Source organism: Nocardioides sp. BGA-UO-ETr-FS32 (assembly GCF_059567905.1).
The window spans coordinates 655,488-679,636 of the sequence record NZ_JCAQOX010000014.1 but is presented as its reverse complement, the minus strand read 5'-3'; the positions used below and the strand labels follow the sequence as shown (position 1 = coordinate 679,636).

Here is a 24,149-nt window from a genome sequence, read left to right as displayed (position 1 = left end):
AGTGTCCGGGTGGGGATCAGGCGCCGTAGAGGGCGGCTGCTCCCTGGCGGTCGGTGGCGGTCATGCTGAGGTTGTCGGACGTGCCGTTGCACTGGGGGTAGTGCATGATCGACGCCGAGTCGTAGGGCGTCAGCGGGCGCCAGTTGTTGTCCTCGAAGCAGGTGCCCGACTCGGGCCGCGTGTGCTCGTGGCGGAAGCCCAGCGTGTGGCCGAGCTCGTGGCCCATGATGTTGGCCGGGGTCCAGGAGCCCGAGGTCCAGATCGAGTCGTCGACGAGCACGTTGCGCGAGCGCTTGGGAGAGCTCGGGAAGAAGGCGCGGGCGATGTACTGGGTGGTCTGCACCGGCTCGACGGAGAAGACCACGCTCCGGTTGCGCGTGGTGCACGCGGCGTCCTGCGACGAGACGTGGACGTAGTCGATGCGCGACGACGCGTCCTCCCACAGCTGGGCACCGGCCGCCATGGCGTTGACGATGTCGGCGTAGCGCGAGCCGAACTTGGTGCTCACGCAGTAGGTCAGGTTGCCGACCTGGCTGGTCGACCACTTGTCGTCGGCCCCGCCGACGGTGTTGACCACGAGACCTTCCTCGATGGCCTTCTCGGAGCCACCGATCATCCGGTCGTAGTAGTCGCGGAGGTCGCCGGTGGTGGGGACGGGCTCGTCACCGTTGACGATGTACTGCTGGTCGCTGTCCTTGAAGGTGTCTGCGTGGAACTGCTGGAACGTCGGGATCTCCGAGTCCGTGGTCGCCAGTGCCGGTGAGGCCAGGGCGGCACCGAGGAGTGCTGCGCTGGAGAGGGCGATCGCCCCGAGTCGACTGCGCTTCATGCTGGTTCTTCTCTCTGGATGAGGGTTTCGGCACACGCCATCTCGGAGAGTCGAGCACGTGTCGGACAGGGTCCGACGAGGGTCCAGCAGGTTGGCACGAGTTCCCGAGACAGGTGCGTGCCGATGAACTTCCCCCATCGGCCCACGATCTGTAAAGGGTTTGCGGCGAAGAGACTTCCTCGCCCCACGGCGTACGGCTCGAGGTCCCCTCCTTAGGGTGGGCACGTGCGCATCGCGACCTGGAACGTCAACTCGCTCCGCTCCCGCATCGACCGCGTCGAGGCGTTCGTGCAGCGGCACGACATCGACGTGCTGGCGCTGCAGGAGACGAAGGCCCGCGAGGACCAGCTGCCGCTGATGGGCTTGCAGGCGCTGGGCTACGAGATCGCCGTCGCCGGGCTCAACCAGTGGAACGGCGTCGCGCTGCTCTCGCGCGTCGGGCTGGAGGACGTCGAGGTCGGCTTCGCCGACATGCCGCCCTACGGCGACCCGGCCGCCGCGGAGGCGCGTGCGATCGGCGCGACCTGCGGCGGCGTACGGATCTGGTCGCTCTACGTCCCCAACGGCCGCAAGCCCGACGACCCCCACTACGTCTACAAGCTCGACTGGCTCGCCCGCCTGCGCGCCACCGCGAGCGGCTGGCTGGACGGCGAGACCGCGCTCGTCGGCGACTGGAACATCTGCCCCACCGACGACGACGTCTTCGACGTCACGCAGTTCGCGAAGTCGACCCACGTCACGCCGCCGGAGCGCGCGGCGTTCCAGGGGTTCCTCGACGACGGGTACGCCGAGGTGACCCGCGCGCACGACGCGGGCTACACCTACTGGGACTACTACCGCCAGCGCTTCGAGCGGGACCGCGGGCTCAAGATCGACTTCGTCCTCGCCTCCCCCGCGCTCGCGTCGCGGGTGAGCGGCGCCTTCGTCGACCGCGAGGAGCGCGACCCGGCCGGGTTCGCCGGCGCGCCGTCCGACCACGCGCCGGTGGTCGTCGACCTCGACTGATCCTCAGCCGACGGTGACCGGCTGCGGCGCGCGCCGAATCGCGTACGACATCACCGCGGCGACGGCACACAGCCCGGCGGCGGCGTAGAACGCAGGGTCGTAGCCACCGGTGACGTCGCGGACCACGCCCGCACCCGTCGCGGCGATCGCGGCGCCGACCTGGTGGCTGGCGAAGACCCAGCCGAAGACGATGGGACCGGCGGCCGCGCCGAACCACTCGCGGCACAGCGCCACTGTCGGCGGCACGGTCGCGACCCAGTCGAGGCCGTAGACGATGATGAACACCCACATGCTCGGCTCGACGTGCGGCGACATCAGCGCCGGCAGCGCCATCAGCCCGACGCCGCGCAGGGCGTAGTAGCCGACCAGCAGCAGTCGCGGGTCGACCTTGTCGGTGAGCCAGCCCGAGGCGATGGTGCCGACGACGTCGAAGATCCCGACGACCGCGAGCAGCGAGGCGGCCGTCGTGGCAGGCATGCCGTGGTCGTGCGCAGCCGGGACGAAGTGGGTGGCGATGAGGCCGTTGGTCGTCATGCCGCAGATCGCGAACCCGCCGGCGAGCAGCCAGAACGTACGGCTCCTGGCCGCGTCGCGCAGCACCGCCAGCGCGCGGCCGGCGCTCGACCCGACGTGCTGGTGCGGGGGCGGCCCGGGGTCCGCGTCGGTGGCGCCGTAGGCCTGCAGGCCGAGGTCGGCCGGGTGGTTGCGGAGGAGCAGCAGCACGAGCGGCAGGACGGCCAGCGCGGCGAGCGACGCGAGCAGGGCGGCCGTGCGCCAGCCGTGGTGCGTCGCCAGCCACGCGACCACCGGCAGGAAGATCAGCTGGCCGGTCGCGTTGCCGGCGGTGAGGATGCCGCTGACGAGGCCGCGGCGGGCGACGAACCAGCGGCTGGTGATCGTGGCGACGAACGCCATCGACATCGAGCCGGTGCCCAGTCCGACCAGCAGGCCCCAGCACAGGATCAGCTGCCACGGCTCGGTCATGAAGACCGTCAGGCCGCTGCCGACCGAGACCATGACGAGCGCGAACGTGACGACCGGGCGTACGCCGAAACGGTCCATCAGCGCGGCGGCGAACGGCGACATCAGGCCGAAGAGCATGAGGTTGAGCGAGACCGCGGACCCGATGAGCCCGTGCGACCAGCCGAACTCGTCGTGCAGGGGCTCGATGAGGACGCCCGGCACCGAACGGAAGGCCGCGGCGCCGACGAGCGTCACGAAGGCGACGGACGCGACCACCCACGCCCAGTGGAGGCGGGGCTCGGCGGTCGGCCCGGAGGGCGCGGGCGCGGGTGGCGTCGTCATCGTCACGGGGACGAGTCTCCCGCCCCCGGCGTACGCTCACGAGTGGCACGAAAGCCAACATGTGGAAGGATCCGGCCATGACGTCTCCGCGCGCTCCGCACCGGGTGGTCGTGCTCGCGATCCCGCCGGTCATCGGCTACGACCTCACGATCCCGCCGCAGGTGCTGGGCGAGGCGTACGACGCGGAGGGCCGCCCCCTCTACGACGTCGCGGTCGTGTCGCTCGACGGCGCACCGGTGCAGGCGACGAGGGGGTACGCCATCGCGCCCTCCGCCGGCGTCGAGGCCCTCGCGACCGCCCAGACCGTCATCGTCCCGGGCACGCAGGTCGCCGGACCGCGGCGCGACGGCACCCTCTCCGACGACCTCCGCGCCGCCCTGGCCACGGTGCCTGCGGACGCCCGCTGGGTGTCCATCTGCACGGGCGCGTTCGTGCTCGCCGCCGCCGGCATCCTCGACGGCCACCGCGCCACCACGCACTGGAAGTACGCCGACGACTTCCGCCGCCTGCACCCGGCCGTCGCGGTCGACGAGGACGTCCTGTTCACCGACGACGGGCGGGTGCTGACCTCGGCCGGCCTGAGCGCCGGCATCGACCTGTGCCTGCACCTGGTCCGCAGCGACCACGGCACCGCCGTCGCCAACGCCGTCGCCCGCCACATGGTCGTGCCGCCGTGGCGCGACGGCGGGCAGGCGCAGTTCATCGAGCGGCACGTGCCGCGCCGCCCGGACGAGGCCACGGGGGACGTACGCGCTTGGGCGCAGGCCCACCTGCACCACCGGCTCGACGTGGCCACCCTCGCCGAGCGGGCGTCGATGAGCGTGCGCACCTTCACGCGTCGCTTCCGTGAGGAGACCGGCCAGTCCCCCGGCGCCTGGGTCACCCAACAGCGGATCCGACACGCCCAGCACCTGCTCGAGGCCACCGACCTGCCGGTCGACCAGGTCGCGGCGCGGGCTGGGATGGGCACGGCGGCCTCGCTCCGCCAACACCTGCGCGCGAGCGTGGGCGTCTCGCCGTCGGCCTACCGGCGGACGTTCCGGGGTGCGGGCGCGGAGACGGCAGACGCCTGACCGTCACCTCGGGGAGGTCCGGTGAGCTCTGGCTGTCGTCGTGGGGTAGTCCAGTGAGGAATGGCGACGATCCGCGGCGCGGGACGACCAGGCCCCACTGAGCTACCTCGGCGGGCGGGCCGGTGGATGTCGGTGCGGTGTGGTGGGCTCTGTTGCATGTCGATCGCCGAGGAGAGCAGATGACCACGCCGCACCCGACCAGACCCGACGGCTCGGATCGACTGTGGGGCGACGAGCTCGCCCTGCCGCTGGGGTTGGGCACCAACACGTTCGGCCGGACCACCGATGCGACCGGGGCCCACGCCGTCCTCGACCGGTTCGAAGCCGCCGGAGGCCGGCTGATCGACACCTCGGACACCTATTCCGACGGCGAGGCGGAGTCGATCCTCGGCACCTGGCTGCGCCGACGCGGCAACCGTGACCGTGTTCTCGTCGCCACCAAGGTCGGAAACCATCCGCGCTTCGACGGGCTCTCCGCCTCCGTGGTGACGGCATCGGTCGAGGAGTCGTTGCGTCGGCTCGACACCGACTACATCGACCTCTACTTCGCGCACTACCAGGACGACCTGACGCCCGTCGAGGAGAGCGCGGCAGCGTTCGACGCGCTCGTCCGCGCGGGCAAGATCCGCGCTATCGGGTTGTCCAACTTCGACGTGGACACGGTCGACGCTTGGCTCACCGCAGCCGACGAGCACGGGCTTGCCGCGCCGGTCGCACTGCAGCCGCACTACAGCCTGGTGCACCGGAAGCCGTTCGAGACCGGGCTCGCCAGCCGCGCGGCCGCCTCCGGCCTTGCGGTGCTCCCCTACCGCGCGCTCGGAGGCGGATTCCTGTCCGGCAAGTACCGGACCCCCGCCGACACCGAGGGCAGGGCTCGCGGCGCCGGAGTGGCGCCACTCCTCACCCCGCCCGGCCTCGGCCTGCTCGACACCGTGGAGGCGGTCGCCGGAGACCACGGCGCCGCTGCGGCGAGCGTCGCACTGGCGTGGCTCAGGCAGCAGCCCCACGTCGTCGCGCCGCTCGCCTCGGCCACGGACGCGGCCCAGCTCGACGAGCTGGTCGCCTCGACCGTCGTCGAGCTGAGCCCGGACGAGCTCGACCGCCTGGCCGCGGCGTCCGATCTCCTCGACTGAGCCTTCGCCACCCGGCCCCGATGCCCGGCCTCCCCGAGACTGTCGGTGGTCGCGTCCATGCTGGAGCCATGGACACCTTCCCCCTGCTGCTCACCCTGGCGGTGGTCCTCGCCGTCGGCCTCGCGCTCGGTGCCCTCATCGGCGTGCTGTGGTCGCGCAGCCGCCCCGCCGACGACCCCGCGATCGCCGCGCTCCAGCAGCGCGTCGCCGAGCACGCCGTGGTGCAGGACGGCCTCGACCGGCTCCAGGACCAGCTCAGCGACCTCGCCCACGACCGGACGGCGTGGCAGGCCCAGCTCAACCAGCAGGTCGCCGACATGCGCCACTCCACCGAGAGCCTGCGCCGCGAGACCACGACCCTGGCCACCGCACTGCGCAAGCCGCAGGTGCGCGGCCAGTGGGGCGAGCTCCACCTGCGGCGCACCGTCGAGCTCGCCGGGCTCGTCGACCACTGCGACTTCGCCGAGCAGACCCGCCTCGACGACGGCCGGCTGCGCCCCGACCTGGTGGTGTCGCTGGCCGGCGGGCGGACGATCGCCGTCGACGCCAAGGCGCCGCTGGCAGCCTTCCTCGACCTCAGCGGGTCCGACGAACCCGCCGAGCACGACGAGGCCCTGGCCCGGCTCGGCGAGCACGTCCGCAAGCACGTCGCCGACCTCGGCTCCCGCCGCTACTGGGAGGCGTTGGCCGGCACGCCCGAGTTCGTCGTGCTGTTCCTGCCCGGCGAGGCGATCCTCCAGGCCGCGCTGCAGGCGGTGCCCGACCTCGTCGAGCAGGCCGCCGCGCGCAACGTCGTGCTCGCCACCCCCTCCACGCTGATCGCGCTGCTGCGCACCGTCGCCCAGGGCTGGCAGCACGAGGTGCTCAACGAGCAGGCCCAGGCCGTGCAGCGCCTCGGGCAGGAGCTGCACGCCCGCCTGGGCTCGATGGCCGGCCACCTCGACCGGGTCGGTCGCTCCCTCAACGCGAGCGTCGTCGCGTGGAACCAGGCGATGGGCTCCCTCGAGGGGCGGGTGCTCGTGTCCGCGCGACGCTTCGCCGAGCTCGGCGTCACCAACGAGGCGCTCGAGGAGCCGCGCCAGGTCGAGGCCGTCGCGCGCTCGCTCGCGGCGCCCGAGCTGGCGGTCCTCGACGAGGTCGCCGACGGCCCCGGCCAGCCGACCCTCGACGACCTGCTCGAGCGTGAGCAGTCCTCCCCTGCGGCGCGCCGCGCCCGGGGCGCCTGAGAGCCGCCCTAGGTTGAGGGCCGTGAGACACGCCGAGGCGTTCTGGGAGGTCGGGCACGAGCCCGGCCGCCAGGTGGTGTCCCTCGGCGTCGCGGTCACGCTCACGGCCGTCAGCATCGACGTGCTGCTGGTCGGCCGCCTGACCCTGTTCTTCGACCTCTGCTTCGTGGTGATGTGTTTGGGCCTCGCCGCGCTCGTGCGCCGGCGTGACTTCTACATGGTCGCCCTGCTTCCGCCGCTGCTGATGACGACCGTCTTCGGCTTCGTCGCCCTCGTCGCCCGGTCCGCGGTGGCCGACCCGCGCGACAGCCTGCTCCAGGCCGTCGTGTCGGGCGTCGCCACCCACGGCGTCGCCCTGTTCGTCGGCTACGCGCTCTGCCTCGGCTGGCTCGCCTGGCGCCTGCACCGCGAGGGCGAGGCCGGGATGGTCGGCGAGCTCGAGCGCGAGCTCGGGCAGCCCGCCCCGTGAAGCGCGGGCGCCTGCAACCTGTTCGGGGTGCCACCTCGTATCTCACCATGAGGTGCGGGAGGTGACATGGCCAGGACGGACGACGACGAGTTCGCCACGTTCGCCCGCGCGGCCGCGCCGGGCCTGCGCCGGGCGGCATACCTCATGTGCGGCGACTGGGACCGCGCCGCCGATCTCGCCCAGGAAGCGCTGATCCGTGTCTACGTCGCCTGGCCCCGCCTCGACCCCGGCGACGGTCGGTACGCCTACGCGCGACGCGTCACGATCAACGCAGCGATCGACCAGGCCCGCAAGCGCTCCTCCCACGAGGTCCCGACGCTCGACCTCGTCGACGGATCGGTCGAGGACGCCACCGGTCAGGTCGTCGACCGGGCACTCCTGCTGGCAGCCCTCGCGGAGCTGCCTGCGCGCCAGCGCGCCTGCGTGGTGCTCCGCTACTACGAGGACCTCGACGTCGAGGCTGTCGCCCGGACGCTGGGCTGCCGTCCTGGCACCGTGAAGAGCCAGACCGCGCGTGGGCTCGAGGCGTTGCGCGCGGCGTACGCCCGCCACGGCGGCGACCTGCGGACCCCCGCCGCGGACGCCCCCGCCCCCGCCCAGGAGGTCCTGCCGTGAGCACAGAGCTGCGAGCCGCGTTGCGCGAGGCAGTGGCGGACGCGCCGTCGTACGTCATCGACCCGCAGGCGATCGCCCGGGCAGGCGAACGTCGTACGCGGCGACGCGCCGCCGCGGCAGTGGGCGTCGGCTCGCTGGCGGCAGCCGCGCTGGTGGTCGCCACGGTCCTGTCGGGACCCGAGCGGCCCGACCCTGACCCGGCGCCTGCTGAGATCGACCGCGTCGACATCGACCGGGCGGTGCCGCTCCGGGTCGACCCACTGACGACGACCCGCACGACCTGGCGCGACGCTGGCCCTTCCTCGCTGGAGTACGACCGCCTGGAGGGGCTCACGGAAGACGGCCTGGTCCTTCGGAGCCGCTACACCAACGCCAGCGGCGAGATCGAGTTCGGCCTGCTGGACCCCGGCACGGGTCGGACCGCGTGGCTGCCGACGCCTCCGGGGCGTCCATTCGAGGCGATCCCGGTCGACCTGGCGGTCGATCGCCTCGTGCTGGTCGACGCGCAGGGCAACGGCCACTCGGTGCTGGTCTTCGACCGTACGGCTCGCACGTGGCGACGCGAGGTGATCCGGGTGCCATACGGGGTAGAGGTGCACATGCCACCTCGGGTCGAGCTCGCCCCGGACGACCGCGTCCACATCGGCAGCACCATGGAGGGCGAGTCCGCTCCGCTGCACTGGTGGTCGGCCGCGCTCGATGAGGGCGGTCAGGCGCGCATCGAGCCGGGTCTCCGGGGCGCCGCCGTGGCGTGGGCGGGCGACTCCGTGCTGCGCGCCGATCCCGACGGTCGGGTGGTCGTGTCCACGCCGGCGGGAGAGACCGAGCTGTCCGACCGGAGGCCGGAAGGGTGCGACGAGCCCGCCGCCTTCCCCGATGTGGCTCCCACCGTGCTGTGGGCCGGGGATCGCCCGGTCGTGACCTACCTCTGCGACAGCGGATCGAAGTTCCCTCGGCCGCACACGGTCGTCTTCGGACCGGATGCAGGTCGACGAATCGAGATTGCCGACGTGTCCGCCACGGCGGGCGACGACCCACATGTCCTCCTCGCGGGAGGCGCCCCCGACAGGAACCCCGACGACTCCTCGACCTACGTGCTCGACCTCGACGACCTCGCGATCCACCGCATCGGCCTCGCCACCCACGACCAGCAGCGGGCACTGGTGGACGGGCTGCTGCTCTGGACCTCACCCGGACCCAGCAGCGACAACGACGTCTACGACGTGGTCTGGAACGTGGCCCGGCTCGAGTGAGTCACTCCTCGAAGCGCGACACGTCGCCCGCCCCGTGGCGTACGACGACGGGCTCCGCGTCGGACCAGTCGATCACCGAAGTCGGCTCGGCCGTGACCTCGCCGGACTCGACGACCACGTCGACGACGTGGTCGAGGTCCTCCTTGATCTCCCAGCCCATGGTCCGCGCCTCGGTCTCACCGGGGAGGATCAGCGTGCTGGTGAGGATGGGCTCGCCGAGCTCCTCGAGCAGGGCGCACACCAGCGTGTGGTCGGGGATGCGTACGCCGACCGTGCGCTTCTTGGGGTGCATCAGCCGCTTCGGCACCTCGCCCGTCGCCGGCAGGATGAACGTGTAGGGACCCGGCGTCGCGGCCTTGATCGCCCGGAAGGCGTTGTTGTCGACGTGGACGAACTGCCCGAGCTGGGAGAAGTCCTTGCACATCAGCGTGAAGTGGTGGCGGTCGTCGAGCTCGCGGATCCGCAGGATCCGGTCACGGCCGTCGCGGTTGCCCAGCCGCGCGCCCAGCGCGTAGCCGGAGTCGGTGGGGTAGGCGATGAGCTCGTCGTTGCGGAGCGCGTCGACGACCTGGGAGACCAGGCGCGGCTGCGGGTTGTCGGGGTGGATGTCGAGGTAGCGCGCCATGACCGGCCTCAGGCCTTCTGCGCGGCGCGCAGGTCGCGCCGCAGCTCGGGTGGCAGCGCGAAGATCAGCGACTCCTCCGCCGAGTGGACCGCGCGGGCGTCGGGGTAGCCGCGCTCGGAGAGGAAGGCGAGGACGCCCTCGACCAGGTCCTCGGGCACGGAGGCGCCGGAGGTCACCGACACGGTCTCCACGCCGTCGAGCCAGGCCTCGTCGATCTCGGTGTGGTCGTCGACGAGGTAGGACGCCTTGGCGCCCGCCTCGAGGGCGACCTCCACGAGGCGTACGGAGTTGGAGGAGTTGCGCGAGCCGACCACGATCACCAGGTCGGCCGCGGCCGAGATCTCCTTGATCGCGAGCTGACGGTTCTGGGTGGCGTAGCAGATGTCGTCGCTCGGCGGGTCGAGCAGCAGCGGGAACTTCTCGCGGATCGCGGCCACCGTCTCGAGGGTCTCGTCGACGCTCAGCGTGGTCTGCGAGAGCCAGGCGACCTTGGCCGGGTCGCGTACGACGATGCCGGCCACGTCGTCGGGGCTCTGCACCAGCTGGATGTGCTCGGGCGCCTCGCCCGCGGTGCCCTCGACCTCCTCGTGCCCCTCGTGGCCGATGAGCAGGATGTCGTAGTCGTCGGAGGCGAAGCGCCGCGCCTCGTGGTGGACCTTGGTCACGAGCGGGCAGGTGGCGTCGATCGTCTTGAGGCCGCGCTCGGCGGCCTGCGCGTGGACCGCAGGCGAGACGCCGTGGGCGGAGAACACCACGGTCCGCCCCTCGGGGACCTCGTCGAGCTCCTCGACGAAGATCGCGCCGCGCGACTCGAGGTTGGCGACCACGTGCTTGTTGTGCACGATCTGCTTGCGCACGTAGACGGGCGCGCCGTAGAGGTCGAGCGCCTTCTCCACGGTGATCACGGCCCGGTCCACACCGGCGCAGTAGCCGCGCGGGGCCGCCAGCAGCACGTTCTTGGCGGTCTCCGGGTCGAGGACGGGCGGAAGGCCGAGGTCGGTGCTCATGGGCCCGAGTCTACGGGCCGCGCCAGCCCGCCTGCGGCGCCGTGTCCGACCCCTCCCCTATCCTCGCGGCGTGCCCTCACTCCGCGACGCCACGGTCGAGTCGCCGGCCCCGGTGCGGGCCGTCGCCAACGCCGTGTCGCAGTGGATCGACAAGCTCGGCGCGGTGTGGGTCGAGGGCCAGATCGCGCAGGTCAACCGCCGCCCCGGCATGCAGACGGTCTTCATGACGCTGCGCGACACCGTCGCCGACATCTCGGTCACCCTCACCTGCCCACGCTCCCTCGTCGACTCGATGAACCCACCCCTCGTCGAGGGTGCGAGCGTCGTGGTGCACGCCCGGCCGAGCTTCTACGCCAACCGGGGCTCGTTCTCCCTCGCCGCCCGGGAGATCCGCATGGTCGGCCTCGGCGAGCTCCTCGCCCGCCTCGAGCGCCGCCGCCAGCTGCTGGCCGCCGAGGGCCTCTTCGCCGCCGAGCTCAAGCGCGACCTGCCCTTCCTGCCCGGCCGGGTCGGACTGGTCACCGCGCCCAACAGCGCCGCCGAGCGCGACGTCCTGGAGAACGCCCGCCGCCGCTGGCCCGCGGTGGAGTTCGAGGTCGCCTACGCCGCGATGCAGGGCACGCGGTCGGCGGCGGAGGTGATGGAGGCGCTCGACCGGCTCGAGCGCAACGCCGACGTCGACGTCGTCGTGGTCGCCCGCGGCGGCGGGTCGATCGAGGACCTGCTGCCGTTCTCCGACGAGGCGCTGATCCGGGCGGTGCACGCCATGCGCACTCCCGTGGTGTCCGCGATCGGCCACGAGCCCGACCAGCCGCTGCTCGACCTCGTTGCCGACGTACGCGCCTCGACCCCGACCGACGCCGCCAAGCTCGTCGTGCCCGACATGGCCGAGGAGCTCAACGGCGTCACGTGGGCGCGCGAGCGGCTGCGCCAGGTGATCACCCAGCGGGTGGCCCGCGAGCAGGAGTGGCTGGCCCAGGTCCGCTCGCGTCCTGCCATGGCCGACCCGCGCAACCTGCTCACCGCCCGGTCGGACGAGGTCGACGAGCTGCTCGCCCGCGCCCGGCGTACGCTCTCGCACCGCCTCGACCGCGCCGCCGACGACATCGGCCACCAGCGCGCCCGCGCCCAGTCGCTGTCGCCGCTCGCCACGCTGCGACGCGGGTACGCCGTCCTCCAGGACGCCGACGGCCACGTCGTCACCTCGGTCGACCAGACCGCTGCCGGCGCCACGGTGTCCGTACGGGTCGCCGACGGCCGGATCCATGCCACCACCGATCGAGTCGAGACCGCCACCCTGGTCGAGGAGGACCCCGATGAGTGACGCCACCCCTGACCAGCTGACCTACGAGGAGGCCCGCGAGGAGCTCATCGAGGTCGTGCGCACCCTCGAGGCCGGCGGGACCACCCTCGAGGAGTCGCTCGCGCTCTGGGAGCGCGGCGAGGCGCTGGCGAAGGTCTGCCAGCAGTGGCTCGACGGCGCGCGCAAGCGCCTCGACGAGGCGATGGGCACCGAGTCCGAGGACTAGCGGGTCAGCAGCCCCACGTAGGCCTCGATCTCCTCGACCGGCGCCGAGCCGAAGACCAGCAGCGCCTCGTCGCCGATCTCGGTGGAGTAGCCGCGGTCGCCGCCCTCGTCGCTCCACGTCTGCCAGGTGTCGGTGATCTCCGAGGGGATCGTCGCCTCCTCGCCCGACTCGGCCTTCTCGTCGACGTAGAGCTCGACCAGGTCGTCGACGGAGGTGTCCTGCTGCCGGATGCCGACGAACTTCCCCTCGTCGGTGAGCACGCCCATCCCCCATTGCGGGTCGTCGCCGGCGGACAGGTCCACGCTCGTCGCGATCCATCCCGCCGGGAGCTCGCGCGGGTGGACGACGTCGAGGTCGGCCTGCTGGGCGAGCTCGACGCTCTCCCGCCAGTCGACCGCCACCGGGGTGTCGTCGACGTCCGTGCGGAACAGTCCGCGCCACGCCACGAAGGCCAGCACCGCGATGACCGTGACGATGAGGGCGCCGGTCATGCCGCCGAAGGAGCGCGTGTACCGACTCGGCTGTCCCTGCCCACTCACGCCTCCCATCCTCCCAGCCCGCCTGTAGCGCTGTAACGCCGGGTTAGTGCATGTAGGACCCCCCGTAGAACGGGGTGCCTACAACGCCCAACCCGGCGTTACAGCCTCAGGTCGCGGACCGCGGGGAACCGCGGGGGCGGCAGGATGAGCCGCCATATGTCCGCAGGTGCGGCATACTCTCAGCGTGATCACCTACCGACTGGCGGAGGCCGCCGAGATCCTGGCGGTCAGCGACGACACCGTACGCCGCTGGGTCGACGCCGGGCGGCTGCCGTCCCGGCGCACGGAGGGCCGGGCGACCGTGACCGGCCCCGACCTCGCGGAGTTCGCCGAGCAGCTCGTCGAGTCCGGCGAGGTCGCCGAGCGCGACCGCACGCGCGCCGGCACGGTCAGTGCGCGCAACCGGATGAGCGGGATCGTCACCCGGGTCAAGCGCGACCACGTCATGGCCCAGGTCGAGATGATCTGTGGCCCGTACCGTGTCGTGTCGCTCATGAGCAGCGACGCCGCCGACGAGCTCGGCCTCGAGCCCGGCGTACGCGCCATCGCCAGCGTGAAGTCCACCAACGTGGTGGTGGAGGTGCCCCGGTGAGGGGGCTGGCCGCGCTCGTCCTCCTGCTGCCCCTCGCCGCCTGCGGGGGCGACGACGAGGAGACCCTCACGGTGCTTGCCGCGGCGAGCCTCACCGGGACGTTCACCGAGCTCGCCGAGGCCTTCGAGGACGAGCACCCCGGCGTCGAGGTCCAGGTGGTCTTCGGGTCGTCGACCACGCTCGCCGAGCAGGCCGTCGACGGAGCTCCGGGAGACGTGCTGGCCACGGCGGACTCACGAGCGATGGGGGTCGCCGTCGACGGTGGTGCCACGGCACGGGAGCCCGAGACGTTCGCCCTCAACGAGCTCGTCATCGTCACGCCTCCGGGGAACCCTGCGAACGTCACCGGACTGGGCAGCCTCGCGCTGCCCGGCGTCGACTGGGCCAGGTGCGTCTCGAGCGCGCCCTGTGGGGCGTTGGCCGAGACGGCGCTCGCCCGGCGCGCCAGCCAGGCCGAGCCGGTCACCGAGGAGGTGGACGTCAAGGCCGTCCTCGCCCGCGTGGTCGCCGGCGAGGTCGACGCTGGCCTCGTCTACCGCACGGACGCCCTCGCCGCAGGCGATGCTGTCGAGACGGTCGAGGCCGAGGAGGCCGCCCCGTCCACGATCTACGAGATCGCCGTCCTGGACGGGTCCGCCCCCGCGTCCGACTTCGTCGAGCTGGTCCGGAGCCCGGACGGGCAGGCGGTGCTCCGCGACGCAGGCTTCGAGGCGCCGCGCGTCTTCGGCGGCGGCCAGTGACGGGCCCTCGCCTCGGCCGGGCGCCCACGGTCCTCCTCGTCCCCGCGGTCGTCGGCGTCGCCGTGCTCGTCGTGCCCCTGGTCACGCTCGTCCTCGGCACCCCCTGGCGCACCGTGCCCGAGCACCTCGGCTCCGAGCTCGTCAGGCAGGCGCTGGTCATCACGACGGTGAGCAGCCTGCTCACCGTGGTGGCGTGCGTCCTGCTCGGCACTCCCCTGGCGTGGCTGCTCGCGCGCGTCGACTTCCGCGGCCGCCGCGTGGTGCGCGCCCTCGTCCTCGTCCCGCTCGTGCTGCCGCCGGTCGTCGCCGGCGTCGCGCTCGTCACCGCACTGGGTCGCAGCGGCCTCCTCGGGCAACACCTGCCCTTCACCATCCCCTACACCACCGCCGGCGTGGTGCTGGCCCACGTGTTCGTCTCCCTCCCGTTCTACGTCCTGGCGGTCGAGGGCGCGCTGCGCACGCACGGGGCGTCGTACGACGTCGTGGCCGCGACCCTCGGTGCCGGCCGGTGGACCACCTTCCGCCGGGTGACCCTCCCGCTGGCCCTGCCGGGGGTGCTGGCCGGGAGCGCGCTGGCGTGGGCCCGCAGCCTGGGCGAGTTCGGGGCGACCATCACGTTCGCCGGCAACTACCCCGGCACCACCCAGACCATGCCGAGCCTGATCTACGTCGCCCTCAACAGCGACCCCGCCGTCGCGCGGACCCTGAGCCTGATCCTGCTGGTGCTCTCGGTCGGCGTGCTGGTCCTGCTGCGGGAACGATGGGCGGTGGCGCGATGATGCGCGTGGAGGTGGACATTCCCGGTCGCGTGCGCGCCGACGTGACTGCCGATGCGGGCGAGGTCCTGGTCGTGATCGGCCCCAACGGCGCCGGCAAGTCCAGCCTGCTGCGGGCGATCGCAGGTCTCGAGCCGGGCCGGGTGCAGGTCGGCGACGCCGACTGGACCGACCTCGACGTGCCCGAGCGACGGGTCGGCTACGTCTTCCAGGACCAGAGCCTGTTCCCGCACCTGTCCGCCCTCGACAACGTGGCGTTCGGGCCGCGGGCGCGGGGCCGCAGCCGCGGGGACGCCGAGCGCGTCGCGCGCCACTGGCTCGAGCGCTTCGGGATCGACGACCTCGCCGACCGCCGACCGCGCGAGCTCTCCGGCGGCCAGGCCCAGCGGGTCGCGATCGCCCGGGCTCTCGCCACCGAGCCCGACGTGCTGCTGCTCGACGAGCCGTTCTCCGGCCTCGACGTCTCGGTGCAGATGGCGCTGCGGATCGAGCTCGGCCGGCACCTGCGCGACTTCCCGGGCGTCGCGCTGCTCGTCACCCACGACGCGATCGACGCGCTGACGCTGGCCAACCGGGTGCTCGTGCTCGACGACGGGGTGGTGGCGCAGGTCGGCCCACCGGCGGAGGTCGCCGCCGAGCCCCGTACGCCCCACGTGGCGCGACTCGTCGGCCTCAACCTCGTCACCGAGGGCGAGGAGATGATCGCGTTCACCCCGGACTCGGTGGTGGTCTCCCTCCACGAGCCGGAGGGCTCGACGCGCCTGCGGTGGCGCGGGACGATCGCGAGCCTCGCGCCGCACGGCGACGCCGTACGCCTGCTGGTCCACGCCTCCCCCGACCTGCTCGCCGACCTCACCCCCGCCGCGGCCGTCGAGCTGGGCCTGGTGCCCGGCAGCGAGGTGTGGCTGTCGGCCAAGGCGACCGCGGTGAGCCGCTATCCCGCGCGTCGATAACATGCGCGACATGAGCGCCAGTGCCCCGATGCCCGAACGCAACCTCGCCCTCGAGCTGGTGCGCGTCACCGAGGCGGCCGCCATGGCCGCCGGCCGCTGGGTCGGGCGCGGCGACAAGAACGACGCCGACGGCGTGGCCGTGGAGGCCATGCGCGTGATGATCTCCACGGTCGAGATGCGCGGCACCGTGGTCATCGGCGAGGGCGAGAAGGACAACGCCCCGATGCTCTTCAACGGCGAGGAGGTCGGCGACGGCACGGGCGCCGAGTGCGACGTCGCGGTGGACCCGATCGACGGCACCACCCTGACGGCCAAGGGCATGAGCAACGCCATCTCGGTGCTGGCGGTGTCGCCGCGCGGCTCGATGTACGACCCGAGCGCGGTGTTCTACATGGACAAGCTGGCCACCGGCCCCGAGGCCGCGGACGTCGTCGACATCCGGCTGCCGGTCAAGGAGAACATCGCCCGCGTCGCCAAGGCCAAGGGCCTCTCGGTCCACGACGTCACCGTCGTGCTGCTCGACCGGCCGCGCCACGCGAGGCTCGTCGAGGACATCCGCGAGACCGGCGCGCGCATCAAGTACATCACCGACGGCGACGTCGCCGGCGCGATCATGGCGGCCCGCCCCGACACGGGCGTCGACCTCATGCTCGGCATCGGCGGCACGCCGGAGGGCATCATCACCGCCTGCGCGATGAAGTGCATCGGCGGCGTGATCCAGGGCCAGCTGTGGCCGCAGGACGACGACGAACGCCAGCGCGCCCTGGATGCCGGCCACGACCTCGACCCCGACGTCGTGCTCGGCACCGACGACCTGGTCACCGGCGACGACGCGTTCTTCGTCGCCACCGGCATCACCGACGGCGAGCTGATGCGCGGCGTCCGCTACAGCGGCGAGCGCGTCACGACGCACTCGCTCGTGATGCGCTCGCGCAGCGGCACGGTGCGCTCGATCACCGCCGAGCACCGCCTCTCGAAGCTACGCGGTCTGTCCTCGATCGACTTCGACAGCTGAGGCGACCGGGCGCGGTCGCAGCGCCGTCGACACAGCGGCGATGACGGCCGGGTCGAACGCCATCCCGACGTGGGACGAGCGCACCTCGACCGCGGTCGCGGCGGGGTCGATGCAGGCGCGCCAGTCGACGATGCCGTCGCGCCGGGAGAAGATCGCGGTGAAGTCGATGTCGTCGGGCAGCGTCGCCCGCGCCTGGTCGAAGCTCTCCTGGGCGCACCTCCCGGCGACGCAGTCCTCTGCCATCAGCCGCCGCATCCCGGCGCGGTTGAGCCGCACCAGCAGGTCGACGCTGCGCGCCAGCGACGCGTGGTGCGCGCCCGGTGCGAGCATCGGGCTGCCCATCGTGACGATGCCGGCGACGAGGTCGGGGCGGCGCGCGGCGACCCCGCGAGCCAGCATCCCGCCGAGGCTGTGGCCGACGATTCGAACTCTTGCGCCGCGCCGCTGCGCGATCTCCTCGAGCCGCTCCTCGAGCTGGGCGGCCGCGCCGAGCGTGCAGCCGACGTTGGCGCGTACGTCGGCGCGGTAGGTGCGGAAGCCCTGGTGGCGCAGCGACCGGCTCATCGGGCCGAGCGAGGAGTCCCCCGCCAGGAACCCCGGCACCAGCAGCACGGGCTCGCCCACCCGTACGGGTCGCGCGCCGAGGGGCGTACGACGGCGCTCGCCGCGGGAGGTGAAGGCGTGCGCGGCGTAGCGGCCGACCTCCGCCACCAGCGATCCCTCGCGCAGGACGGCCGCCACGGAAGGCTGCGAGAAGCCGTCCGGCGTCAGGAATGCCGCCACTGTGCGCTGGGTCACAATCATCGAACATAGCCCAGAGGCCGCGTGGAATGGGGGATGTCCCCCACGTTGCATTCTTTTGGGGATGGGCGTCGTGTTCACTGGGGGCATGTCACCCCGTCGTACCTCCACCGAGGCGCCCGTCGTCTCCGAGGAGCTCTTCGCGCCGGTCGGCACCGAGGTCGAGCTGTGCTACCAGACCTTCGGTGACCCCGACGGCGAGCCCCTGCTCCTCGCGATGGGCCTCGGCGGCCCGATGAACTGGTGGGACACCGAGCTCTGCCTGATGCTCGCGGCGGCCGGTTTCCACGTCGTCCGCTACGACAACCGCGACACCGGCCGCTCGACGCGCATCCGGGCGCGGGTGACGCGCGGCCAGCTCGTGCGCGCGTTCGGCGGGCGCCGGACCCGCGCGCCGTACTCGATGTCGGACCTGGCCGGCGACGCGGTCGCCCTGATGGACCACCTCGGCTGGGACTCCGCGCACGTCGCCGGCGTCTCGATGGGCGGCATGATCGTGCAGACCGTCGCCGTCGAGCACCCCACGCGGGTGCGGTCGCTGACCAGCATCATGTCGACGACCGGACGGCGCACGGTCGGCTGGCAGGACCCGCGGCTCATCCCGGCGCTGCTCGCACCCCGCAAGCCCGGGCGCGAGTCGTACGTCGCGACCAGCGTGGCCTTCTGGGGTGTGATCGGCTCCCCCGCCTGGCCGGCCACGCCGGAGCGGCTGGCCGAGCGCGCCGGCGAGACCTTCGACCGCGGCTACAGCGCGAACGGGACGATGCGGCACATGCTGGCCGTCCTCGGGCAGCCCGACCGCACCCAGCGGTTGCGCAGCCTGCGCGTGCCCGCCCTCGTCGTGCACGGCACGGCCGACAAGATGGTCCACCTCAGCGGCGGCCGCTCGACGGCGGCCGCGATCCCCGGCGCCGAGCTGCTCACCGTCGACGGGATGGGCCACGACCTGCCGCCCGAGCTCTTCGAGACCCTCGTCGAGGCGATCGCGCGCACGGCCGACCGCGCGTCCTGACCGGTCGGCTCCTCAGCCGGCGATCGGGTGCGCCCCCGCCGCGGGGGCCGCGGTGAACAGCGACGGCTCGCCGAAGCCGGCATCGGCGAAGGCGGCGCGCACGGCCTCGCCCGCCGACTCGACGGACTGCTCCGGCACCAGTCCGATCACGCAGCCACCGAACCCGCCGCCGGTCATCCGCGCTCCCAGCGCGCCCGCCTCGTGCAGGGCGTCGACGGCCGTGTCGACCTCCGGGACGGTGATCCGGAAGTCGTCGCGCATCGAGATGTGCGAGGCGGTGAGCAGCTCGCCGATCTCCGGCAACCGGCCCTCGTCGAGCAGCCGCACCACCGAGAGCACCCGGTCGTCCTCGGTGACGACGTGCCGGACGTAGCGCCGCAGCTCGTCGTCGTTGAGCTGGGCGAGCGCGTCGTCGAGGTCGGCGGCCGTCACGTCACGGAGGGCGGGTACGCCGAGCCGGCGCGCCGCCTCCTCGCACCCGCTGCGCCGGGCGCCGTACTCGCCGTCGGAGTGCCGGTGCGGCGCGCGGGTGTCGGCGACCAGCACGGCCAGCCCGTTGCCGGCGAGGTCGAGGGGCACCGCGCGCGTCTCGTGGCTGCGCATGTCGCAGAACAGGACGTGGCCCGCCTCGCCGCGCAGGCTGACCAGCTGGTCCATCCCGCCGGTCGGCGCCCCCACTGCGTCGTTCTCGACGTCGCGGGTCAGCGCGAACAACGCGTCGTCGTCGAGGCCGAGGCCGAGGTGGTCGTCGAGGGCCCGCGCGACCGAGCAGACGAGCGCGGCCGAGGAGGACAGGCCCGCGCCGGACGGCACGTCGGAGTCGACCTCGAGGTCGAGCGCCGGGACGTCGACGCCGCGGTCGGTCAGCAGCCAGAGCGCACCGAGGACGTAGCGCGACCACTCGGGAACGTCGGGTGCCGCGGCCAGCCCGGATCGGCGTACGGCGACGGGCTCGGGCTGCTGCGCCGAGCGAACCGACCACCCGTCCTGGCCCGGGGAGGCGGGCGCCACGACAGCGGTGCACCCGACCTCGAGCGCGAACGGCAGCACGAAGCCGTCGTTGTAGTCGGTGTGCTCACCGACCAGGTTGATGCGCCCGGGGGCACGCCAGACGGTCATCGAAACCCTTTTCGTCAGTACCCGTTGGAATGGGATGAATGTTGCCAAAACGTGTGGAGGCCCACTAGACCAGAGGCCCAACTAGACACGAGGAGGGCGCGGATGTCACGAGCACCGTCGATCCGGCAACGAGGCCGGCCAGGGGGAAGACGGAGGGTGGCACCGCTCGCCACGCTCGCCCTCGCGAGCGGCTTGCTGGCCGCCTGTGGTGGCGACAGCGGCACTCCCGAGCTGACCTGGTACATCAATCCCGACAGCGGCGGCCAGGCCGCCATCGCCAAGGAGTGCTCGACCGACGAGTACACGATCTCGACGCAGGTCCTCCCCCAGGACGCCGGCCAGCAGCGCATCCAGCTCGCCCGTCGCCTTGCGGCCAAGGACACCTCGATCGACCTGATGTCGATCGACCCGCCGTTCACCGCGGAGTTCGCGGACGCGGGGTTCCTCGCCGAGGTCCCCCAGGAGGCCAAGGCCCGACTCGAGGAGCAGGGGACGTTCAAGGGCGCGATGGACGCAGCCACCTGGAAGGACCAGCTGGTCGTCTTCCCGTTCTGGTCCAACACCCAGGTCCTCTGGTACCGCAAGTCGTTCGTCGAGAAGGCCGGCATCGACATGTCGCAGCCGGTCACGTGGGACCAGATCATCGACGCGGCCAGCGAGAACGACGCGAAGATCGGCGTCCAGGCCAACAAGTACGAGGGCTACGTCGTGTGGATCAACTCCCTCGTCGAGGGAGCCGGTGGCCAGATCCTCGAGAAGCCCGAGGAGGGCGTCGACGCCGACATCACCCTCGGCGGCGACGCCGGCAAGAAGGCCGCCGAGATCATCGAGAAGCTCGCCACCTCCGAGGCGGCGCCGGCGGACCTGAGCGTGTCCAACGAGGGCACCGCCGGCTCGACCTTCGGCTCCGACGAGGGCTCGTTCCAGGTCAACTGGACGTTCATCTGGAACAACTACGACGAGACCGCCCCCGACGTGGCCGAGGACATCGGCTACGCCCGCTACCCCCAGACGGTGGAGGGCGAGGAGTCCCGGCCCCCCTACGGCGGCATCGGCATCGGCGTCAGCGCCTACTCCGAGGAGAAGGACCTCGCGCTCGAGGCGGCTGAGTGCCTGGTCAGCCCCGAGATGCAGGGCATCAACGCCGACCTGACCGGCAACATGCCGGCCAGCACGAAGGGCTACGAGTACCCCGCGCTGCAGAAGAACTTCCCTGCAGACCTGCTCCAGCTCTTCCAGGACAGCGTCGACGCGGCGGCCCCCCGTACGGTCACCCCCTACTGGAGCGACGTGTCGGGATCCATCCAGAACATCTGGCACCCCCCGCGGTCCGTCGACGGCGAGACCCCCGGGCGGTCGTCGACGTTCATCGAGGACGTCCTGAAGGGCGGTGACCTGCTGTGAGCACCACGACTGCTCCCGAGACCCCGACGCGCACCACGTCCAAGAACAAGGCCGTGGCCTCCGACCGCAGCGCGGCGGAGAACAAGCTGGGGCTCAAGCTGGTCGCGCCGGCCGTGGTGCTGATGCTCCTGGTCACCGCGTACCCGATGCTCCAGGCGCTCTACCTGTCGCTGTTCCGCTACCGCCTCACCGCGCCCGACGACCGGGCCTTCGTGGGCGTCGACAACTACCTGACGATCCTCAGCGACGACCAGTTCTGGCTGAGCACCGGCACCACCGTGCTGATCATGGTCGTCACCGTGGCGGTCGAGCTGGTCATCGGGTTCGCGTTCGCGATGGTGATGCACCGCATCGTCTTCGCCCGCGGCCTGATGCGCACCTCGATCCTGATCCCCTACGGCATCATCACGGTCGTCTCGGCCTTCGCGTGGCAGTTCGCGTTCTCGCTCAACAACGGGTTCGTCAACGCGTGGTTCAACTGGCTGCCGTGGATCGCGGAGGACACCAACTGGTTCGGTGACTACTGGCACGCGATGTTCGCGATCATGGTCTCCGAGATCTGGAAGACGACCCCGTTCATGGCCCTGCTGCTGCTGGCCGGACTGGCCCAGGTCAGCGAGGACATGCTCGAGGCGGCCAAGGTCGACGGCGCCACGTGGTGGCAGCGGCTGACCAAGGTGATCCTGCCCAACATGCGGGCCGCGATCATGGTGGCGGTCCTGTTCCGCGCGCTCGACGCCTACCGGATCTTCGACAACATCTTCGTGATGACCAAGGGTGCGGAGGGGACGCAGTCGATCTCGTTCCTCACCTATCGACAGGTCATCGAGCAGATGCAGCTCGGCCTCGGCTCGGCGATGTCGGTGCTGCTGTTCCTCTCCGTGCTGCTGCTGGCGTGGGGAATCGTGAAGGTCTTCCGCGTCGACCTGGCGCAGGCGAGGGGTGAGGGCTGATGGCAGGCAACACGAGCGGCAAGACCGCTGTCGGCACCTGGATCGGGTTCGCCCTGATCATGCTGTGGTGCCTGTTCCCGGTGGCGTGGATCATCTCGCTGTCCTTCAAGTCCGAGGGCGAGACCGGCGCGGGGAGCCCGCAGTTCCTCCCCCAGGAGCCGACCCTCGACAACTACAGGGCGATCCTCGACAACCCCGACTTCACCCGGGCGCTGATCAACTCCTTCGGCATCTCGCTGATCGCCACCGTGCTCTCGGTCATCTTCGCCACCCTGGCGGCGTACGCCATCGCGCGGCTGGAGTTCAAGGGCAAGCGGCTGGTGCTCTCACTGGCCCTCGCCATCGCGATGTTCCCGGTGGTGGCGCTGGTCGGGCCGCTGTTCGACATGTGGACCACGTTCGGCCTGTTCGACACCTGGCCGGGCCTGGTCATCCCCTACATGTCCTTCACGCTGCCGCTGGCGATCTGGACCCTGTCCGCCTTCTTCCGCGAGATCCCGTGGGAGATGGAGCAGGCGGCCCAGGTCGACGGCGCCACCTCGTGGCAGGCCTTCCGCAAGGTGATCGTCCCGCTCGCCGCACCCGGTGTGTTCACCGCGGCGATCCTGACGTTCTTCTTCGCCTGGAACGAGTTCGTCCTCGCGATCTCGCTCACCTCCACCACGTCCTCGAGGACGGTTCCGGCACAGCTGTCGTACTTCGTCGGACCCGACCCGTTCAACCCGCCGTACGCGCAGCTCGCGACGGCGTCGGTCATCGTCACACTGCCGGTGATCGTCATCGTCCTGCTGTTCCAGCGCAAGATCGTCGCCGGACTGACCTCCGGCGCAGTGAAGGGGTGATCAGCTCATGGCTGCCATCGAGATGAAGAACATCGTCAAGAAGTACGGCGACGGCTTCCCGGCCGTCAACGACGTGAGCATCGACGTGGAGGACGGCGAGTTCCTGATCCTGGTCGGGCCGTCGGGCTGCGGAAAGTCCACGCTGCTGCGGATGATCGTCGGGCTCGAGGACATCACCGAGGGCGACATGATGATCGGCGGGAAGCGGGTCAACGACCTGGCCCCGCGCGATCGCAACCTGTCGATGGTGTTCCAGAACTACGCGCTCTACCCCCACCTCACGGTCTACGAGAACATCGCGTTCCCGCTGCGCCTGGCGGGCAAGTCGGACTCCGAGGTCGACGAGAAGGTGCGCAAGGCGTCCAAGACCCTGGAGCTCGACGAGCACCTCGAGCGCAAGCCCGGCAACCTGTCGGGCGGCCAGCGTCAGCGGGTGGCGATGGGTCGTGCGATCGTGCGCGACGCAGAAGCGTTCCTGTTCGACGAGCCGCTGTCCAACCTCGACGCCAAGCTGCGCGGGCAGATGCGTACGGAGATCTCGCGCCTGCAGAAGCGGCTGGGCATCACCACGGTCTACGTCACCCACGACCAGACCGAGGCGATGACCCTGGGCGACCGGGTCGCGGTGCTCAAGCGCGGCGTCCTCCAGCAGCACGCCACGCCGCGCGAGCTCTACGAGAACCCCGCCAACCTGTTCGTCGCCGGCTTCATCGGCTCACCGCCGATGAACTTCCTGCCCGCGAAGGTCGACGGCAACCGCGTCGAGCTCCCGTTCGGCACGGTGACGATCCCCGAGGAGCGGGCGGCCAAGGCCCAGGGCAAGGACCTGCTCATCGCGGGCATCCGGCCGCAGCACTTCGAGGACGCCGACGTCGTCGACAGCGACAAGGTCACCGACGACGCGACGTTCCACGCGACCGTCGACGTCGTGGAGTGGCTGGGCAACGAGGCGTACGCCTACATCCCCTTCGAGGCCCCGCCCGAGGTGCGCGAGCAGCTCACCCAGCTCGAGAAGGACCTCGACGGCGAGTCGCTGCGCACCCAGCTGGTGGTCTCGCTCGACGGCGCGAGCCGGATCAGCGAGGGCGACGACGCCACGATCTGGGTCGACGCCCGCAAGATCCACCTCTTCGACCCGGCGACGGGCGAGAACCTCACGATCGACCCCGACAACGCGGGCATCGTCCCGGGCGCCGAGGCGCTCGCCAAGGCCGAGGAGATCGGCCACGAGCAGGACCAGGTCAAGCCGGGGTCGGACGCCGCGACGACCTGACCCCGGACGCGCGAACGCCGGACCTGGAGGGGTGGTCCGACACCTGGTGGGGGTCGTACGC

At 71.8% G+C, this 24,149-nt stretch carries 26 protein-coding genes; 19 read left to right on the top strand and 7 right to left on the bottom strand.

The window, feature by feature from the left end:
* Positions 1-16 precede the first annotated feature (16 nt).
* Positions 17-829, bottom strand: a complete 813-nt coding sequence (locus AC57BS_RS13050) for a M57 family metalloprotease (protein ID WP_496411875.1) — start codon at positions 827-829, stop codon at positions 17-19.
* A 225-nt stretch (positions 830-1,054) separates the two neighbouring features.
* Here AC57BS_RS13050 and AC57BS_RS13045 point away from each other — a divergent pair, with 225 nt between their 5' ends.
* The gene (locus tag AC57BS_RS13045; RefSeq protein WP_496411874.1) at positions 1,055-1,834 is read left to right on the top strand and encodes an exodeoxyribonuclease III; all 780 of its coding nucleotides are present in this window, start codon (positions 1,055-1,057) and stop codon (positions 1,832-1,834) included.
* 3 nt (positions 1,835-1,837) lie between these two features.
* On the opposite strand, the gene AC57BS_RS13040 is transcribed toward AC57BS_RS13045, so the two are convergent.
* A complete protein-coding gene (locus tag AC57BS_RS13040; protein ID WP_496411983.1) occupies positions 1,838-3,139 on the bottom strand; it encodes an MFS transporter in 1,302 nt (433 codons plus the stop codon).
* Positions 3,140-3,216: 77 nt separating this feature from the next.
* Here AC57BS_RS13040 and AC57BS_RS13035 point away from each other — a divergent pair, with 77 nt between their 5' ends.
* The 6 genes from AC57BS_RS13035 (at position 3,217) to AC57BS_RS13010 (ending at position 8,908) form a co-directional block, all read left to right on the top strand.
* Entirely contained in the window at positions 3,217-4,212 is a 996-nt protein-coding gene (locus tag AC57BS_RS13035; RefSeq protein WP_496411873.1) for a GlxA family transcriptional regulator, read from the top strand.
* A 179-nt stretch (positions 4,213-4,391) separates the two neighbouring features.
* Complete coding sequence (locus AC57BS_RS13030; protein WP_496411872.1) at positions 4,392-5,345, top strand: aldo/keto reductase; 954 nt, start codon at positions 4,392-4,394, stop codon at positions 5,343-5,345.
* Positions 5,346-5,413: 68 nt separating this feature from the next.
* Positions 5,414-6,571, top strand: a complete 1,158-nt coding sequence (locus tag AC57BS_RS13025; RefSeq protein ID WP_496411871.1) for a DNA recombination protein RmuC — start codon at positions 5,414-5,416, stop codon at positions 6,569-6,571.
* 22 nt (positions 6,572-6,593) lie between these two features.
* On the top strand, positions 6,594-7,040 hold the full coding sequence (locus tag AC57BS_RS13020; protein ID WP_496411870.1) for a DUF6542 domain-containing protein: 447 nt from the start codon (positions 6,594-6,596) through the stop codon (positions 7,038-7,040).
* 66 nt (positions 7,041-7,106) lie between these two features.
* Positions 7,107-7,655 (top strand): SigE family RNA polymerase sigma factor, encoded by a 549-nt coding sequence (locus AC57BS_RS13015; protein WP_496411869.1) that lies wholly within the window; start codon positions 7,107-7,109, stop codon positions 7,653-7,655.
* Positions 7,652-8,908, top strand: a complete 1,257-nt coding sequence (locus tag AC57BS_RS13010; RefSeq protein ID WP_496411868.1) for a hypothetical protein — start codon at positions 7,652-7,654, stop codon at positions 8,906-8,908. Before AC57BS_RS13015 ends, AC57BS_RS13010 begins: the two co-directional genes overlap by 4 nt.
* Position 8,909: 1 nt before the next feature.
* On the opposite strand, the gene AC57BS_RS13005 is transcribed toward AC57BS_RS13010, so the two are convergent.
* Together AC57BS_RS13005 and AC57BS_RS13000 are read right to left on the bottom strand one after the other, a co-directional pair.
* Positions 8,910-9,533 (bottom strand): L-threonylcarbamoyladenylate synthase, encoded by a 624-nt coding sequence (locus AC57BS_RS13005; protein WP_496411867.1) that lies wholly within the window; start codon positions 9,531-9,533, stop codon positions 8,910-8,912.
* Between the two features lie 8 nt (positions 9,534-9,541).
* The gene (locus tag AC57BS_RS13000; protein WP_496411866.1) at positions 9,542-10,540 is read right to left on the bottom strand and encodes a 4-hydroxy-3-methylbut-2-enyl diphosphate reductase; all 999 of its coding nucleotides are present in this window, start codon (positions 10,538-10,540) and stop codon (positions 9,542-9,544) included.
* Positions 10,541-10,610: 70 nt separating this feature from the next.
* Between AC57BS_RS13000 and xseA the strand changes: the two genes are divergently transcribed.
* On the top strand, positions 10,611-11,864 hold the full coding sequence (gene xseA, locus AC57BS_RS12995; protein WP_496411865.1) for an exodeoxyribonuclease VII large subunit: 1,254 nt from the start codon (positions 10,611-10,613) through the stop codon (positions 11,862-11,864).
* Positions 11,857-12,069 (top strand): exodeoxyribonuclease VII small subunit, encoded by a 213-nt coding sequence (locus AC57BS_RS12990; RefSeq protein ID WP_496411864.1) that lies wholly within the window; start codon positions 11,857-11,859, stop codon positions 12,067-12,069. The genes xseA and AC57BS_RS12990 overlap by 8 nt, the downstream gene beginning before the upstream one ends.
* Here the strand turns inward: AC57BS_RS12990 and AC57BS_RS12985 are convergent.
* Entirely contained in the window at positions 12,066-12,608 is a 543-nt protein-coding gene (locus tag AC57BS_RS12985) for a DUF4245 domain-containing protein (RefSeq protein WP_496411863.1), read from the bottom strand. The two genes, AC57BS_RS12990 and AC57BS_RS12985, sit on opposite strands and share 4 nt — an antisense overlap.
* 184 nt (positions 12,609-12,792) lie before the next feature.
* Here AC57BS_RS12985 and AC57BS_RS12980 point away from each other — a divergent pair, with 184 nt between their 5' ends.
* Genes AC57BS_RS12980 through glpX form a run of 5 tightly spaced genes read left to right on the top strand, consistent with a single transcriptional unit; the run spans position 12,793 to position 16,684 of the window.
* On the top strand, positions 12,793-13,200 hold the full coding sequence (locus AC57BS_RS12980) for a TOBE domain-containing protein (RefSeq protein ID WP_496411862.1): 408 nt from the start codon (positions 12,793-12,795) through the stop codon (positions 13,198-13,200).
* Positions 13,197-13,940, top strand: coding sequence for a molybdate ABC transporter substrate-binding protein (gene modA / locus AC57BS_RS12975; RefSeq protein ID WP_496411861.1), 744 nt, complete (start codon positions 13,197-13,199; stop codon positions 13,938-13,940). Before AC57BS_RS12980 ends, modA begins: the two co-directional genes overlap by 4 nt.
* Positions 13,937-14,719 carry a molybdate ABC transporter permease subunit gene (gene modB / locus AC57BS_RS12970; RefSeq protein ID WP_496411860.1) on the top strand — a complete coding sequence of 261 codons (783 nt, stop codon included), beginning with the start codon at positions 13,937-13,939 and terminating at the stop codon, positions 14,717-14,719. The genes modA and modB overlap by 4 nt, the downstream gene beginning before the upstream one ends.
* Positions 14,720-14,724: 5 nt before the next feature.
* Positions 14,725-15,669, top strand: a complete 945-nt coding sequence (locus AC57BS_RS12965; RefSeq protein WP_496411859.1) for a sulfate/molybdate ABC transporter ATP-binding protein — start codon at positions 14,725-14,727, stop codon at positions 15,667-15,669.
* Position 15,670: 1 nt separating this feature from the next.
* Positions 15,671-16,684, top strand: a complete 1,014-nt coding sequence (gene glpX / locus AC57BS_RS12960) for a class II fructose-bisphosphatase (protein ID WP_496411858.1) — start codon at positions 15,671-15,673, stop codon at positions 16,682-16,684.
* Here glpX and AC57BS_RS12955 read toward each other — a convergent pair.
* Positions 16,649-17,482, bottom strand: coding sequence for an alpha/beta hydrolase (locus AC57BS_RS12955; RefSeq protein ID WP_496411857.1), 834 nt, complete (start codon positions 17,480-17,482; stop codon positions 16,649-16,651). The two genes, glpX and AC57BS_RS12955, sit on opposite strands and share 36 nt — an antisense overlap.
* Before the next feature lie 91 nt (positions 17,483-17,573).
* Between AC57BS_RS12955 and AC57BS_RS12950 the strand changes: the two genes are divergently transcribed.
* Positions 17,574-18,497 (top strand): alpha/beta fold hydrolase, encoded by a 924-nt coding sequence (locus AC57BS_RS12950; RefSeq protein WP_496411856.1) that lies wholly within the window; start codon positions 17,574-17,576, stop codon positions 18,495-18,497.
* 12 nt (positions 18,498-18,509) lie between these two features.
* Here the strand turns inward: AC57BS_RS12950 and galK are convergent, their stop codons facing one another.
* Positions 18,510-19,664: a galactokinase gene (gene galK / locus AC57BS_RS12945; RefSeq protein ID WP_496411855.1), complete on the bottom strand. Its 1,155-nt coding sequence runs from the start codon at positions 19,662-19,664 to the stop codon at positions 18,510-18,512.
* A 108-nt stretch (positions 19,665-19,772) separates the two neighbouring features.
* Here galK and AC57BS_RS12940 point away from each other — a divergent pair, with 108 nt between their 5' ends.
* The 4 genes from AC57BS_RS12940 to AC57BS_RS12925 are packed head-to-tail and all read left to right on the top strand — an operon-like array spanning position 19,773 to position 24,088.
* On the top strand, positions 19,773-21,020 hold the full coding sequence (locus AC57BS_RS12940) for an extracellular solute-binding protein (protein ID WP_496411854.1): 1,248 nt from the start codon (positions 19,773-19,775) through the stop codon (positions 21,018-21,020).
* Positions 21,017-21,973 (top strand): carbohydrate ABC transporter permease, encoded by a 957-nt coding sequence (locus AC57BS_RS12935; protein ID WP_496411853.1) that lies wholly within the window; start codon positions 21,017-21,019, stop codon positions 21,971-21,973. Before AC57BS_RS12940 ends, AC57BS_RS12935 begins: the two co-directional genes overlap by 4 nt.
* Positions 21,973-22,815, top strand: a complete 843-nt coding sequence (locus AC57BS_RS12930; protein WP_496411852.1) for a carbohydrate ABC transporter permease — start codon at positions 21,973-21,975, stop codon at positions 22,813-22,815. The genes AC57BS_RS12935 and AC57BS_RS12930 overlap by 1 nt, the downstream gene beginning before the upstream one ends.
* Positions 22,816-22,822: 7 nt before the next feature.
* Positions 22,823-24,088, top strand: a complete 1,266-nt coding sequence (locus tag AC57BS_RS12925) for an ABC transporter ATP-binding protein (RefSeq protein ID WP_496411851.1) — start codon at positions 22,823-22,825, stop codon at positions 24,086-24,088.
* The last annotated feature ends 61 nt before the right edge of the window (positions 24,089-24,149 follow it).